Source organism: Xanthobacter autotrophicus ATCC 700552 (assembly GCF_043194565.1).
Taxonomy (GTDB): domain Bacteria; phylum Pseudomonadota; class Alphaproteobacteria; order Rhizobiales; family Xanthobacteraceae; genus Xanthobacter; species Xanthobacter autotrophicus_F.
Window position 1 is genome coordinate 97,606 of record NZ_JBAFVS010000004.1, and the last position, 13,355, is coordinate 110,960.

General features: G+C 70.4%; 12 protein-coding genes. 9 read left to right on the forward strand and 3 right to left on the reverse strand.

All coding sequences use genetic code 11. The annotated features are described in order from the left end of the window. Nucleotides 1–88: 88 nt before the first annotated feature. Together V5F48_RS05645 and V5F48_RS05650 are read right to left on the reverse strand one after the other, a co-directional pair. Nucleotides 89–325 carry a (2Fe-2S)-binding protein gene (locus V5F48_RS05645; RefSeq protein ID WP_394107603.1) on the reverse strand — a complete coding sequence of 79 codons (237 nt, stop codon included), beginning with the start codon at nt 323–325 and terminating at the stop codon, nt 89–91. 234 nt (nt 326–559) lie between these two features. After that, nucleotides 560–2,449, reverse strand: a complete 1,890-nt coding sequence (locus V5F48_RS05650) for a PAS domain S-box protein (protein WP_394258063.1) — start codon at nt 2,447–2,449, stop codon at nt 560–562. 710 nt (nt 2,450–3,159) lie between these two features. On the opposite strand from V5F48_RS05650, the gene V5F48_RS05655 reads away from it, so the two are divergent. From V5F48_RS05655 to V5F48_RS05695, 9 genes are all read left to right on the forward strand, one after another. Next, on the forward strand, nt 3,160–3,714 hold the full coding sequence (locus V5F48_RS05655) for a phasin family protein (RefSeq protein WP_394107602.1): 555 nt from the start codon (nt 3,160–3,162) through the stop codon (nt 3,712–3,714). A 250-nt stretch (nt 3,715–3,964) separates the two neighbouring features. Further along, nucleotides 3,965–4,438, forward strand: coding sequence for a phasin (locus V5F48_RS05660; RefSeq protein ID WP_394257910.1), 474 nt, complete (start codon nt 3,965–3,967; stop codon nt 4,436–4,438). Nucleotides 4,439–4,565: 127 nt separating this feature from the next. Further along, nucleotides 4,566–5,588 (forward strand): lipopolysaccharide heptosyltransferase II, encoded by a 1,023-nt coding sequence (gene waaF / locus V5F48_RS05665; RefSeq protein WP_394257911.1) that lies wholly within the window; start codon nt 4,566–4,568, stop codon nt 5,586–5,588. After that, complete coding sequence (waaC, locus tag V5F48_RS05670; RefSeq protein ID WP_394257912.1) at nt 5,585–6,655, forward strand: lipopolysaccharide heptosyltransferase I; 1,071 nt, start codon at nt 5,585–5,587, stop codon at nt 6,653–6,655. Before waaF ends, waaC begins: the two co-directional genes overlap by 4 nt. Nucleotides 6,656–6,729: 74 nt before the next feature. After that, the gene (gene rfaD / locus V5F48_RS05675; protein ID WP_394257913.1) at nt 6,730–7,740 is read left to right on the forward strand and encodes an ADP-glyceromanno-heptose 6-epimerase; all 1,011 of its coding nucleotides are present in this window, start codon (nt 6,730–6,732) and stop codon (nt 7,738–7,740) included. Nucleotides 7,741–7,752: 12 nt separating this feature from the next. Continuing rightward, entirely contained in the window at nt 7,753–9,201 is a 1,449-nt protein-coding gene (rfaE1, locus tag V5F48_RS05680) for a D-glycero-beta-D-manno-heptose-7-phosphate kinase (protein ID WP_394257914.1), read from the forward strand. Between the two features lie 361 nt (nt 9,202–9,562). Beyond that, nucleotides 9,563–10,108, forward strand: coding sequence for a bifunctional adenosylcobinamide kinase/adenosylcobinamide-phosphate guanylyltransferase (gene cobU / locus V5F48_RS05685; RefSeq protein ID WP_394257915.1), 546 nt, complete (start codon nt 9,563–9,565; stop codon nt 10,106–10,108). Beyond that, nucleotides 10,105–10,737 carry a cob(I)yrinic acid a,c-diamide adenosyltransferase gene (cobO, locus tag V5F48_RS05690; protein ID WP_394257916.1) on the forward strand — a complete coding sequence of 211 codons (633 nt, stop codon included), beginning with the start codon at nt 10,105–10,107 and terminating at the stop codon, nt 10,735–10,737. The genes cobU and cobO overlap by 4 nt, the downstream gene beginning before the upstream one ends. A 4-nt stretch (nt 10,738–10,741) precedes the next feature. Continuing rightward, nucleotides 10,742–12,208 carry a cobyric acid synthase gene (locus V5F48_RS05695; RefSeq protein WP_394257917.1) on the forward strand — a complete coding sequence of 489 codons (1,467 nt, stop codon included), beginning with the start codon at nt 10,742–10,744 and terminating at the stop codon, nt 12,206–12,208. On the opposite strand, the gene cbiB is transcribed toward V5F48_RS05695, so the two are convergent. Continuing rightward, nucleotides 12,192–13,163: an adenosylcobinamide-phosphate synthase CbiB gene (cbiB, locus tag V5F48_RS05700; protein WP_394257918.1), complete on the reverse strand. Its 972-nt coding sequence runs from the start codon at nt 13,161–13,163 to the stop codon at nt 12,192–12,194. The two genes, V5F48_RS05695 and cbiB, sit on opposite strands and share 17 nt — an antisense overlap. Nucleotides 13,164–13,355: the final 192 nt, after the last annotated feature.

Here is a 13,355-nt window from a genome sequence, read left to right on the forward strand (position 1 = left end):
TAATCTCGATGCAACACTGGTGAGTGAATACCCGCGCGATTTCAGTCCGCGGCGGAAGCAGGTGAGTTCGAGACTTGAGGTTGAGCCGTTACTCCGCCGCCACCATGCCGGTGATGGCCGCGACCGGACAGTCGTCAGCGCAGGAGCCGCAATTGTGCGCCTGCACCTGGTCCATCAGCGCGCGGATGGTGCGGGCGCAGCGCCCGCACTGGGGGGAGCAACCGAGACAGCGATAAACCTCGCCGGGGGTGCGCAATCCCTGGGATCCGGCAAGAGCATCGAGCACTTGACGGTCTGAAAAGACGTTGCATGAACAAACGATCATGGCCAAGCTCGGAAATGATGAATTTGGAAAACTTCTAAAAACTTGTTTCTATTACATTTTTCGCAGGAAAGGGCGGCGTTCGTCAACTCCGTAGAAGTGCGACATGGTGCTTTTGTCGTCGCCACAACGCTCTACGGGAAGAAGAATGGAACAATTCCATTTCTCTGGCCCCGCCGGTGCGGTGCCTGACCACCGCACGGCCGGGGCATCCTACCAGCGGCGACGGTCTTGATGCTATCGCGGCGGAAGGCGCAGACGCGCGATCATGCCGCGCGCGGGCTCCGGGGCCACCTCGAAATCACCGCCCAGCGCCTCTGCCTCCCGGATCAGGCGTGCCAGCCGCAGGGGGCGGCCCGCTGCGATAAAGCGGTCGGCGGACGGGGCGGGACCGGGCGCGAGCGGATCGCGGGCCGCCGCCTGAGCCACCTCGTCCAGCGCCGCACCGCCGTCGCTGACCTGAAGGCAGGCGCCGGCAGGCCCGTCGTTGATCACCGAGACGCTGACGCTGCTGCCCGCCGGCGTGGCCGCGAGTGCCTCTTCCAGCATCAGACGCGCCAGCCGGGTCACCTGCGGGCGCGAGGTTGTCACCATCACCGTTTCCGACGCATCCAGCCGGAGCGCGATGCCCCGCCGCCGGGCTGCGGGCGCCAGAGCCGCCACCGTGGTGGTCACCAGCCCGGCAAGGTCGCACCGTTCGGAGGTGGCCTCATCCGCTTCGGTCTCAAGGGATGCGAGGTCGTCGAGGGTCGCGGCGACGGCGGCGAATGCGTCGCGCGCCGGCTCGGGCAGGGCGGCGGGCGGCCGGGCGCCGGAGAGGCGCGCCAGAGGCGCGGCCAGGGCCTGCCGCAGCCGGCTGGCGAATCGGGGCAGAAGGTCGGGCGTCTCAATGGCCGCCGCTGGAACTGCCGGCGCATCGGGATCCACCACCACGCACAGCATCTGGTCGTCGGCGCCGGCGCGGGTGATACCGGCGCGGGCCGGCGAAAGGGTGCCGGAGCGGTCGCGCAGGGCGAGCGTGACCTGTTCGCTGGCCGCGCCCGCCGCCACCCGGTCGAGGGCGGCCACCACGGCGGAGCGGTCCTCCGGCGCCACGGCGACGATAAACGGCTCGCCGGCAAGATCCAGGGCGGAAAAGCCGGTTCGTTCGGCGGCGGCCCGGTTGGCGAGGCGGATGGTGCCTTCCGGTTCCAGCAGGAAGACCGGCCACGGCACCATGTCGAGCGCATCGCGGCGGGTGATGGCGCGGGCCTCGCGGCCTTCTGCCTCGCTCAGGGGACGAATGACATGGACCAGCGCCGGCCGGCCGAGGAAGGGCGCCGCCACCAGGCGCACCTCCACCGGAAGGCGCGTGCCGGCGGCCGTGGCGAGATGCAGGCTGGCGCCGTCGCGTACCAGCAGGGTGTCGAGCCCGCCCGCCGCCGCGATGTCGGCCAGGTCCGCCCATCCGGTCAGGGTCAGCAGGGTGCGATTGGCATAGGTCGCCGCGCCGTCCTGCTGCACCAGCAACCCCAGGGGCAGGCGGTCGATGAGGTCGAGGTCGTCGGCTGCGGCGGGATGCTCGGATGGGGGCGGCGCGTCGGGTTCGGGGCGGTCGTCCCCATCCGGCAGCGCGGGGATCTGGCGGTCACCGAGGGGCGATCGGGGCTCGCGCGCGTCCAGATGTTGCGGATTCTGCTGCGGATCGAGGTGCTGCGCGTCGGGACGGGGCAGATCGTTTCGGGGTTTTGGCCAGTCCTCGATGGCGGCGGCGAGCGTGCGGGCGATCTCGCGGAAGGCCGAGCGCTCCTGCGGCGACAGGGTGCCGGAGCGCAGCGGCACCACATTCTCGCCGAAGCCGCCCGGTTCGGAGGCCGGCGGGGGCGGGAGCGTCGGCCGCGTCTGCACGACGGGGGGTGGCGCTGCGGCCGCGCCCAGCACGCCGAAACCGCGGAGGCCCTGGCGCCGGCGCGCGGCGTCGAACACAGGCGCGCCGCCGAGGGAGAGGTCGAGCGCCGTCTCGTCCGGTGTCGCGGCAGGAACGTGCGTCCTCACATCGCTGAAGCTGCCGCCGGCGACCGCATCGGCCACGGCGCCGCCGGACGCGATGACGCCCTCGTCTTCCAGTCCGGCGAAGGTCGCGCCCATGAAGAGGCCGGCCCGGGTCCCGAGGGCCTGGGCGAATACCGGCGAGAGCGCGCGGATGCGGCCCTCGGCGTCTGTCTCGAAGGTGATGCGCACCGGCTGGGCGAACAAAGGCTGCAGCGCCACGGGGATGGCGGGCGCGTCCGGCGTCTCGGCGCCCGGTACGGCCCCGGCTGCGGGCGCGAAGGCCGCCGGATCGGCGAACAGCACTGCGGTGCCGGAGGGCAGGGCGAGCGGCGCGTAGCGGAACAGGCGCGGGACAAAGCTGCCGGGCAGGCGCAGGCGCGCGTAGCCGAACCGCGCCAGCGTCAGGCGGGACAGCTCGAGCGCCGCCTTTGCCGCGGTCCGGGGGGCCGGCGCACCGGCTACGACGCCAAGTGCCGCGCAGGCCGGTGTGGCCTCCAGCACGCGGGCCGACGGCACGCCGACCAGGAACGACGGCAGGTCCCGCCGCAGCAGTGGCGCGAGGGCGAGATCCATTCCGGGATATGAGCGTGCGCTGGTCTGCGTCATGGGCTGCCGAGGGTCCATTCCGCCGCGTGCGGGCCGATTCTGCAAGGCGGAGCACTGCCCATAGTCATGACGATTGATTAACGTCAGTGCAATCGGCGCGCTTTTTCGGCATTCATATTGGCGAAGCGTGCGTGCGCCATATTAGAATTGGCCGGTGCGGTTCAGGTGCGCCGCCCGAAAACCCCGAAGGAGAGACGGCCATGACGACGAAGTTCGGTCCGGATCTGGAGTTGCCCGCCGAGATGCGGGCCATTGCCGAAAAGAATGTGGCCCAGGCCCGTCAGGCATTTGAGACCTTGTTTCAGAATGCCCGCGAGTCGGTCGGCGACACCGAGGGGCATTTCGAGGACGTGCGCACCGGCATCAAGGACCTGCGCCAGAAGGCGATTGGCCTCATGGAAGCCAATGTGGAGGCCAGCTTCGATTTCCTGCACCGCCTCGTGGCGGCGAAAAGCCCGCAGGAAATGATGAGCCTGCAGGCCGAGTTCCTGAGCAGCCAGATGAAGTCGGTTGCCGAGCAGGCCAAGAGCCTGGGCGTCGATGCCAAGTCCCTCGGCGAGACCACCGTCCGCAGTCTCGACGAGCACGCCCGCACCCTCGCCGAGCGGCTGAAGACGCTGGCTGCCGCCGCCACCGAGAGCGCCCAGGCCACGGCCCAGGATTTCAAGGCTGCGAGCGAAAAGGCGATCCGCGACGCCAAGGCCGCCGCCGAGCATGCCGCCTCCACGGTGAGCGATCCCAACCAGTCGCACTGAGGTATCGGGCGGCGTAGATCAGTCGCTCGGATTTATTAAGTGACTAAAGATCCTCAAACTTTACTTGTGCAGCGCAGAAATTCTTTTTGCGCTGCACGCTTTGTTAGGATACTATCTATAAGTCGGGGTTTATCAGCCGCTGCCGCTCTTGTCCGAAGGTCTGACGTGGGCGTTTCGCCCGCGTTCTCCTCGCAGGTTCGGGATTGTACCTCGGCACACGGACCACGCCGCCCGTATCACTGAGGATGACATGAACGACACCTTCATCAAGGCCTATCAGGATCAGGTCGAAACCGCCCAGAAGGCTTTTTCGAGCCAGTCCGTTCCCGCACTGGAAGTGCCGCCCGCGGTGCGCGAGATCGCGGAGAAGGGTCTCGCGACCTGCCGCGAAAACTATGCCAAGCTCAAGGACACCGCCGAGCACGTGAACGCGGCGTTCGAGGATACCTGCACCGCCGCCAGCAAGGGCGTGGCGCAGTATAATTCCAAGGTGATCGAGGCGTTTCAGTCGAACGTGAACGCCACGTTCGATTACTTCAATTCGCTGCTCGCCACCAAGACGGTGACCGAGGCTGTGGAACTGTCCACCGGCCACGCCCGCAAGCAGTTTGAGGTGCTCACCTCCCAGGCGAAGGATTTGTCCGCCCTCGCCCAGAAGGTGGCCTCGGATTCGTCCGAGCCGCTGAAGTCTTCGGTCGAGAAGACCTTCCGCCCCGCGGCCTGAGGCGCGCTTCGGTCCGGCCTGCCGGACCGTCCGCCGAACCTGCTCCCCCGCCGCGCGCGTCGCTTGACGCTTGACGCGGCGGGTTCGCCTTGCAATGACGCGGGCGTTCCACCCCGCGAGCGTTCGTATGCGTGCCCTTGGTTCCGTTTCGCCCCTGCTGGTTGTCGGCCCTTCGTGGGTCGGCGACATGGTCATGGCGGCGAGCCTCGTCGAGGTGCTGCGCCTGCGTGAGCCTGGCCGTCCCATCGACGTGCTGGCGCCGCCCGCCGCGGTGCCCATCGCCCGCATGATCCCCGGTGTCCGCCGCGCCATTCCCCTTGGCCTTGGCCATGGCGAGCTTGGCCTCATGGCCCGCTGGCGGGCCGGGCGGGCACTGCGCAACGAGGGCTACGGCAAGGCCATCATCCTGCCCCGCGCCTTCAAGGCCGCCATCGTGCCGCTCGCAGCCGGCATTCCCGAGCGCGTCGGCTACAGGGCGGAACTGCGCAGCCTGCTGCTCACCGACGCCCGGCCCGATCCCGACCGCAAGACCGCCCGCACCCTCGACCGCTTCGTGGCACTGGGCCTGCCGGAGGGTTCCACTGCCCGCCCGCCGCGCCCGCGCCTGATGCTGCCCGACGGCGCGGTGGATGTGGCCGCCGCCAAGTTCCCGCTTTCCGGCGAAGGCCCGGTGATGGTGCTGTGCCCCGGCGCCGAATACGGCCCCGCCAAGCGCTGGCCGGCAGCCAAGTTCGCCGCCCTCGCCGGGTTGGCCGTCGCCGCCGGCTATCGCATCCGCATCCTCGGTTCGCCGAAGGACCAGGAAGCGGCCGACGCCATTGCGGCAGGCGCCGGCGTGCCGGTGGACAATCTGGTGGGCCGCACCAGCCTGATCGAAGCCGCCGCCATCCTCGCCGGCGCGGACGTGGTGATTTCCAACGATTCCGGCCTGATGCATGTGGCCGGCGCCTTCGACCGGCGGCTGGTGGTGCTCTACGGCGCCTCCTCGGAGAAGATGACGCCGCCGGCCTCGCCGTTTGCCCGGGTGATGGCGCGCGAGCTGCCGTGCCGGCCCTGCCACAAGCGGGAATGCCCGCTGGGAACCCTCGCCTGCCTCGAAGGCATCGCCCCCGGGGAGGTTCTCGCCGCCGCCGAGCAGATGCGCCGATGAAGGTGCTGCTGGTGAAGCTGTCCTCGCTGGGCGACGTGGTGCACACGTTTCCGGCGCTGACGGACGCCATGGCCGCGCACCCGGACCTTCAGCTCGACTGGGCGGTGGAAGAGGCCTTCGCCCCGGTGGCGCGCCTGCATCCGGCGGTGGGGCGCACCATCGTCGTGCCGCTGCGGCGCATGCTGCGCAAGCCGCTCAAGGCCCTGCGTTCCGGCGAGGCCGGGCGCGTGCGGGCGGCGCTGGGCGCCGCGCGCTACGACATCGTCATCGATGCCCAGGGCCTGATGAAGAGCGCGGCGGTGGCGGCGCTCGCCCATGGGCAGCGCCACGGCTTCGACCGCGCCAGCGCGCGGGAGGGCCTTGCCGCGCTCACCTACCATCGGCGCCATCATGTGCCGGAGGTGGAGCATATGGCGGTGCGCATCCGCAAGCTGTTCGCCGCGGCGCTGGGCTACAGCCTCGACGGCCGGCCGGCGGATGCGGGGCTTTTGCCGACGGCTCCGGTCTTCGACCTGCGCCGAGAGGGCTTCGCTCAGGCGCCGCGCGGGGTTGAAGCAACACGCGATGCCGACGCGCCCTATCTGGTCTTCCTGCACGGCACCACCTGGCCCACCAAGACCTGGACCCGTGCCGGCTGGCGGGCTTTGGCGGAACAGGCTGGCGCGGCCGGCCTCGACATCCGCCTGTTCGCCCATGGGGAGACCGAGCGCGCCCGCGCCGAGGCCATCGCGAACGGCCTGCCCAACGTCCACCTGTTGCCGCCGCAGACGCTGGAGACCCTGGCCCCGGTGATCGCCAATGCGGCGGGCGTGGTCAGCGCGGATACCGGCCTTGGCCATCTGGCGGCGGCCTATGGGGTGCCGACGGTGGGTCTTTACGGCCCCACCGACCCGCGCCTCACCGGCCTTTACGGCCCCCGTGCGGTGGAGCTGAAGGCGACCCGCGGCTGTGCCCCGTGTGAAAAGGCGCGCTGCCGCATCGCGCCGGATGTAACGGAAGGTCCGCCCTGCCTTGCCGATATTTCCGCCGCAGCGGTGTGGCGGGCACTGGCGGCGCTCAGGGCCTGAGCGGCGCCGAACATGGACAAAAGGTGAGCTGGCGTGGCACACCCTGCGCCCGACCTGAAGATGGGATGTTCCACATGACCCGATCGGTGGCGCTCAGCCGCGACCTCCTCCTTGTCACGGGCGGGGCGGGCTTCATCGGCTCCAACATCGCCCGCGCCGCCGCCGAGGATGGCTACCGCGTGGTGGTGGCCGACTGGCTGGAGGACGGCCCCAAATGGCGCAACATCGCCGATATCGCGCTGCATGACGTGATCCGCCCGGAAACGGTGAACGCCTTCGTGGAGAAGGAGGGCGGACGCCTTGCCGCCGTGGTGCACATGGGCGCCATCTCCGCCACCACCGAGCGCGACGCGGACAAGATCGTCGCCCGCAACATCCGCTCGACGCTGGATCTGTGGGAGCTGTGCGCGCGCAAAGCGCTGGGCCTGGTCTACGCCTCCTCGGCCGCGACCTATGGCGACGGCACCTCCGGCTTCCAGGATTCGGAGGAGGAGGCCGACCTTGCCACCCTCGCGCCGCTGAATCCCTATGGCTGGTCGAAGCTGTTCGTGGACCGCCGCATCATGGCGGACGTGGCCGAGGGCCGGCCGCGCCCGCCGCAGTTCGCCGGCCTGCGCTTCTTCAACGTCTACGGCCCCGGCGAGGGCCACAAGGGCGACATGCGCTCGGTGGTGCACAAGATCTATCCTGCCGCCGCGGCCGGGGAGGATGTGACCCTCTTCAAGTCCCACGATCCGCGCTACGAGGACGGCGGCCAATTGCGCGACTTCGTCCATGTGGGGGATTGCGTGGAGGTGGTGCGCTGGCTGCTGGAGAGCCCGGACGTGTCCGGCCTCTTCAATGTGGGCACCGGCCAGGCGCGCTCGTTCGCCGATCTCGCCAAGGCGGTGTTCTCGGCGCTGGGGGAAGAGCCGCGCATCTCCTACGTGGACATGCCGGAAAGCCTGCAGAAGGCCTACCAGTATTTCACCCAGGCCGATGTCTCGAAGCTGCGCGCGGCGGGCTTCACGCGTCCCTTCACCTCGCTGGAGGATGGGGTCGCATCCTATGTGAACGGCCATCTGAAGCCGCGTAACGCGGCGTGAGGACAGAGCATCATGGCGGGTAAAGGCGCGGCAGGCGCGGTGGGTCCCATCGCCGTCATCGGCGACGTGATGGTGGATCGCTATATCGTCGGTTCGGTTTCGCGCATCTCGCCGGAAGCGCCGGTGCCGGTGCTGGTGCATGGCGCCGAGCGCATCGTGCCGGGCGGCGCCGCCAACGTGGCCGCCAATGCGGCGGCGCTGGGCGCGCAGGTCATCCTGGTGGGCCTCACGGGGGCGGACCCGGAGGCCGAGGCGCTGAAGGGCGCGCTTGCCGCCTATCGCGACATCGATCTGATGAGCCTCGTGGCGGACGCCGGCCGGCCCACCATCACCAAGACGCGGGTGATGAGCGGGCGCCAGCAGATCGTCCGCATCGACGCCGAGATCCTGACCCCGCCGGCCGACGACACCGTAGCGCGCCTCGTGGCCACGGTGGAGGAGGCGGTGGGGCGCAGCTCCGTGGTGGTGCTCTCCGACTATGCCAAGGGCGTGCTCTCGGACGTGGTCATCGGCGCCGCTATCGCGGCGGCGCAGGCGAGGGGCGTGCCGGTGATCGTCGATCCCAAGCGCCGCACCTTCGAGGCCTATCGCGGCGCGACGCTGGTCACCCCCAACCGGCTGGAGCTGGCCGCCGCCACCGGCCTGCCCGATACCACCGACGCCGAGGCGGCGCTGGCGGCCGAGGCGGCCTCGCGCCAGTTCGGCGGCGACGTGCTGGTGACCCGCGCCGAGAAGGGCATGACGTTGTGGCGGCGCGGCGGGCAGGTGCTGCATGTGCCGGCGCAAGCCCGCGAGGTGTTCGATGTGTCGGGCGCCGGGGATACGGCGCTGGCGGCGCTGGCCGTCTCCCTCGCCTCCGGGCATTCGCTGGAGACCAGCATGCATTTCGCCAATGCCGCCGCCGCCGTGGCGGTGGGCAAGATCGGCACCGCGGTGGTCACGCGGGCGGAGCTGAACGCGGCCCTCGACGCCAGCGTGCCCGAGGGCGCCACGCCCGGCGCGCTGGTGGATCGCACCCGCGCCGCCGCCGTCATCGCCGGCTGGCAGGCCGCGGGCGCCCGCGTGGTCTTCACCAACGGCTGCTTCGATCTGGTCCATCCCGGCCATGTCGCCATTCTGGAGGCGGCGGCGCGGGAGGGCGACCGGCTGGTGGTGGCGCTGAACACGGATGCCTCGGTGCAGCGGCTGAAGGGTCCCACCCGTCCGGTGCAGGACGAGGCGGCCCGCGCCCGCGTCATCGGCGCGCTGCGCTGCGTGGATCTGGTGGTGCTGTTCGAGGAGGACACGCCGCTGGAGATCATCACCGCGCTGGGTCCGGACGTGCTGGTGAAGGGCGCCGATTACCGCGAGGATGAGGTGGTGGGAGGCGCTGTGGTGAAGGCTCGCGGCGGGCGCGTCGCCCTGATCCCGCTGGTGGAAGGGCGCTCCACTTCCGCCCTGGTGGCAAAGGCGAAAGGGTAGGGGAGCGGGCGGCTGCGAATTGGCTGCCTGCCGGATCTACTACATGAAGTCGGCTTGAATAATATATAACTATCAATAGCTTGTTTGTGCTTCTTAAAGCCCTGAAGTGCGACATTAAGAGGTGTCTTGTCACCTCTGCTTGCAGCTGCACGGAGAAGATGCGTGTTGAGCCCGCGGGCTCGAATCCCATGGGTCGCCCATTTCGGGCGCCCTCTTCGGACCTGCCCAGCGCACCCTCGGAGGGAGGGTTGAAAGGACCCGCCATGACGCGCCACCACCGCCGCCCGGAGACCGCATACTGTCGAGCCGGTGTCGATCGCGCCGGGTTGTCCGTTTCGCCCATCCCGTTCCGGATACCGCCTTGCGCCAACATGCGGTCGGTCGCTTGAGCGGCGGGCTCGTCCTGGTCCTCGGCGGCGCGCGCTCCGGCAAGAGCCGGTTCGCCGAGGCCGAGGTCCGGCGCCAGCCGGCGCCCTGGGCCTATATCGCCACCGCCGAGCCCCGCGACGGCGAGATGGAGGCGCGCATCGCCCTGCACCGCGCCCGGCGCGGGGAGGGGTGGCAGACCCATGAGGCCCCCCTCGACCTCGCCGGCTGCCTCACGGCGCTGCCGCCCGAACAGCCGGTGTTGGTGGATTGCCTGACCCTGTGGCTCACCAACCACCTTTTGGCCGAGCACGACCTCGACGCCGAGGGCGCGGCCCTGGAGAGTGCCCTTGCGGCACGCGCTGGCCTCACCGTCTGCGTCGCCAACGAGGTGGGCTTCGGCATCGTGCCGGACAATGCGCTGGCCCGGCGCTTCCGCGACGCCGCCGGCCTGCTCAACCAGCGCCTCGCCGCCCGCGCGCGGCAGGTGGTTCTGGTGGTGGCGGGCCTACCTCTGATTGTGAAGGACGAAACGCCGTGAGCGAGCCGGTTTTGCCCCCCGCCGTGGATGACGCCGAAGCCGCCCGCCATCGCGCCAAGATGGAGAAGCGCAAGGCGGTGCAGGACAAGGAGGTGGCGGAGAAGACCATCGAGAAGGGCCTGCTCATCGTCCATACCGGACCGGGCAAGGGCAAGAGCACGGCCGCCTTCGGCCTTGCCCTGCGCATGCTCGGGCGCGGCGGGCGGGTGGGCGTGGTGCAGTTCATCAAGGGGGCGTGGCAGACCGGGGAACAGGACGCCTTCGCCGCGTTCGGCGACCGTGTGGTCTGGCACACCATGGGCGAGGGCTTCACCTGGGAGACGCAGGACCTCGCCCGCGACCGCGCCGCCGCCGCCCGCGCCTTCGCCAAGGTGCGCGAGCTGATGGCGGACGAGACCATCAACCTCCTCGTCCTCGACGAGCTGAACATCGCCCTGCGCTACGATTATCTCGACCTTGGCGAGGTGGTCGCCACCCTCGCCGCCCGCCGTCCCGGCCTGCACGTGGTGGTAACCGGCCGCAACGCCAAGCCGGAGCTGGTCGCGGCGGCGGATCTCGTCACCGAGATGGGGCTGGTGAAGCACCATTTCGCGGCCGGGGTGAAGGCCCAGGCCGGGATCGAGTTCTGAGCCCATGGCACGCACGCTGATGTTCCAGGGCACCGGGTCGGACGTGGGCAAGTCGCTGCTCGTCGCCGGTCTTGCCCGCGCCTTCACCCTGCGCGGGCTCAAGGTGCGCCCCTTCAAGCCGCAGAACATGTCCAACAATGCCGCCGTCACCGCCGATGGCGGCGAGATCGGCCGGGCGCAGGCGCTGCAGGCGCGGGCGGCGCGGGTGCCCCTCAGCGTCCACATGAACCCGGTGCTGCTGAAGCCCCAGGGCGAGACCGGCGCCCAGGTGGTGGTGCAGGGCCACGTCCACGGCACCGCCAAGGCGGCGGCCTACCAGGGCATGAAGCCGTCGCTGCTGCCGTTCGTGCTGGAGAGCTTCGGCCGCCTCAAGGCGGAGGCCGACCTGGTGCTGGTGGAGGGCGCGGGCAGCGCCTCCGAGGTCAATTTGCGCGCCGGCGACATCGCCAACATGGGCTTTGCCCGCGCGGCGGATGTGCCGGTGGTGGTCATCGGCGACATCGACCGGGGCGGCGTCATCGCCTCCCTCGTGGGGACCAAGACGGTGATCGATGCCGCCGATGCCGTCCTCATCTGCGGCTTCATCGTCAACCGCTTCCGGGGTGACCCGAGCCTGTTTTCCGCCGGCATGGACCTGATCGCGCGCCAGACAGGATGGGCGGCGCTGGGGCTGGTGCCCCATTTCTCCGACGCCATCCGCCTCCCGGCGGAGGATGCGCTGGCGCTTGCCGCCCCGCCCGTGCCCAAGCCGGGCGCGCGGATCAAGATCTGCGTGCCCATCCTGCCCCACGTTTCCAATTTCGACGATCTCGACCCGCTGGACGCCGAGCCTGCCGTGGAGGTGCGCCGCATCCGCCCGCACGAAACCCTGCCGGTGGATACGGACCTGGTGCTGCTCATCGGCTCGAAGGCCACCATCGCGGACCTCGCGGCGCTCAGGGCGCAGGGGCTCAACCACGACATCCTCGCCTTCGCCCGGCGCGGCGGCCATGTGATGGGCCTGTGCGGCGGCTATCAGATGCTGGGCGAGACCATCGCCGATCCCGACGGCATCGAGGGCGAGGCGAGGATCGCCCGCGGCCTCGGCCTGCTCAAGGTCCACACCGTGCTGTCGCCGGACAAGCGCCTGGTGGAGGTGGCGGGCATGGCGCAGGAGCCTGCCGTCGCCGCCCCCTTCTCCGGCTACGAGATGCATATGGGCGTCACCGCCGGCGCCGATGCGGAGCGGCCCTTCGCCGTGCTCGCCGATGGCCGGCCCGATGGCGCCCGATCCGTGTCAGGCCGGGTGGCCGGCACCTATGTGCACGGGCTGTTCGCGTCCGACGCCTTCCGCGCGGGCCTGCTCGGCGCGCTCGGTGGGGTGCCGTCGCAGGCGGCCTATGAGCAGGGGGTGGAGGAGACGCTGGACCGCCTCGCCGCCCACCTCGCCGCCCATCTGGACCTCGACCTTTTGCTTAGCCTCGCCAGATGAAGGGGGCCGCCGCGCCCGCGAGCACCAGCAGCACCATTAGGGCATCGGCCCGACGATAGAGCCGCAGCGCCGCGCGCACGTCTTCGGCGGTGGCCTCCCGCCGGCCGTCGCCCATGTGGGCGTCCTCGGTGAAGACGCCGGCATAGACCTTGGGTCCGTTCAGCTTCAGCCCCAGCGCGCCGGCCATGGCGGCCTCCGACCAGCCGGCGTTGGGGGAGCGGTGGCGCGGCGCGTCCCGCAGCATGGCCCGGTGGGCGGCGCGGGCATCCGCGCCCGGCGTGATGACGGCAGCCGCGATCAGCAGCATGCCGGCGAGGCGGGAGGCGGGTAGGTTCACGTAGTCGTCGGCCCGCGCCGCGGCCCAGCCGAAGGCGGCGTGGCGATCGGTGAGGTGGCCGATCATGCTGTCGGCGGTGTTGAGCGCCTTGTAGGCGGCGCCCCCCGCCAGTCCGCCCACGCACATCCACAGGGTGGGTGCCACCACGCCGTCGGAGAAATTCTCGGCGAGGCTCTCGATGGCAGCGCGGGCGACCCCGGCCTCGTCCAGAGTCTTGGGATCGCGGCCGACAATGTGGCTCACCGCCGTCCGGGCGGCCTCCAGGCTGCCGCCTTCCAGCGCCTCGGCCACCCGCGCCACATGCCAGTGCAGCGAGCGCTGGGCGATCAGCGTCGAGCCGATCAGGCCGAGCACCAGCAGCCCGAAGGGCAGGGGCCGCAGCAGGGCCTCCAGGGTCGCGGCCGGCACGGCGGCCGCCGCGACGATCACCCCCACCGCAACGACGCCGAGGCCCTTGCGGGTGGTGGCGGTGAGGCCCGGACGGTTCATGGCATGGTCAAGGACGACGATCAGCCGGCCGATCCAGATCACCGGATGGCCGACGCGGCGCACCATGGTCGCCGGATAGCCGAGCAGGGCCTCCAGGAGCACGGCCAGCGCCGTCAGATCGAATGCCATCACCGCTTTCCCCCGAAGCGAAAGAAGCCTCGTGCCGGCCCGTGCAACCGGTCCCGGCCTTCGCCCCCGTTCCCCATGCCGCTGTAGCCGAACGGGCGGAGCATGCGCCAGCTTATACCGTCGGCCCTGGTCTTCGACCGACGCCAGGGGGATGACGTTCCACCACGGCGTGGGTTGGGCCAATGGCCCATG

Coding starts and splice junctions, on each gene's coding strand:
- V5F48_RS05650 (WP_394258063.1), bottom strand. CDS start 2,449: ATGGGCGCGACCTTCGCCGGACTGGAAGACGAGGGCGTCATCGCGTCC.
- V5F48_RS05660 (WP_394257910.1), top strand. CDS start 3,965: ATGAACGACACCTTCATCAAGGCCTATCAGGATCAGGTCGAAACCGCC.
- V5F48_RS05645 (WP_394107603.1), bottom strand. CDS start 325: ATGATCGTTTGTTCATGCAACGTCTTTTCAGACCGTCAAGTGCTCGAT.
- rfaE1 (WP_394257914.1), top strand. CDS start 7,753: ATGGCGGGTAAAGGCGCGGCAGGCGCGGTGGGTCCCATCGCCGTCATC.
- V5F48_RS05655 (WP_394107602.1), top strand. CDS start 3,160: ATGACGACGAAGTTCGGTCCGGATCTGGAGTTGCCCGCCGAGATGCGG.
- rfaD (WP_394257913.1), top strand. CDS start 6,730: ATGACCCGATCGGTGGCGCTCAGCCGCGACCTCCTCCTTGTCACGGGC.
- waaC (WP_394257912.1), top strand. CDS start 5,585: ATGAAGGTGCTGCTGGTGAAGCTGTCCTCGCTGGGCGACGTGGTGCAC.
- V5F48_RS05695 (WP_394257917.1), top strand. CDS start 10,742: ATGGCACGCACGCTGATGTTCCAGGGCACCGGGTCGGACGTGGGCAAG.
- cbiB (WP_394257918.1), bottom strand. CDS start 13,163: ATGGCATTCGATCTGACGGCGCTGGCCGTGCTCCTGGAGGCCCTGCTC.
- waaF (WP_394257911.1), top strand. CDS start 4,566: ATGCGTGCCCTTGGTTCCGTTTCGCCCCTGCTGGTTGTCGGCCCTTCG.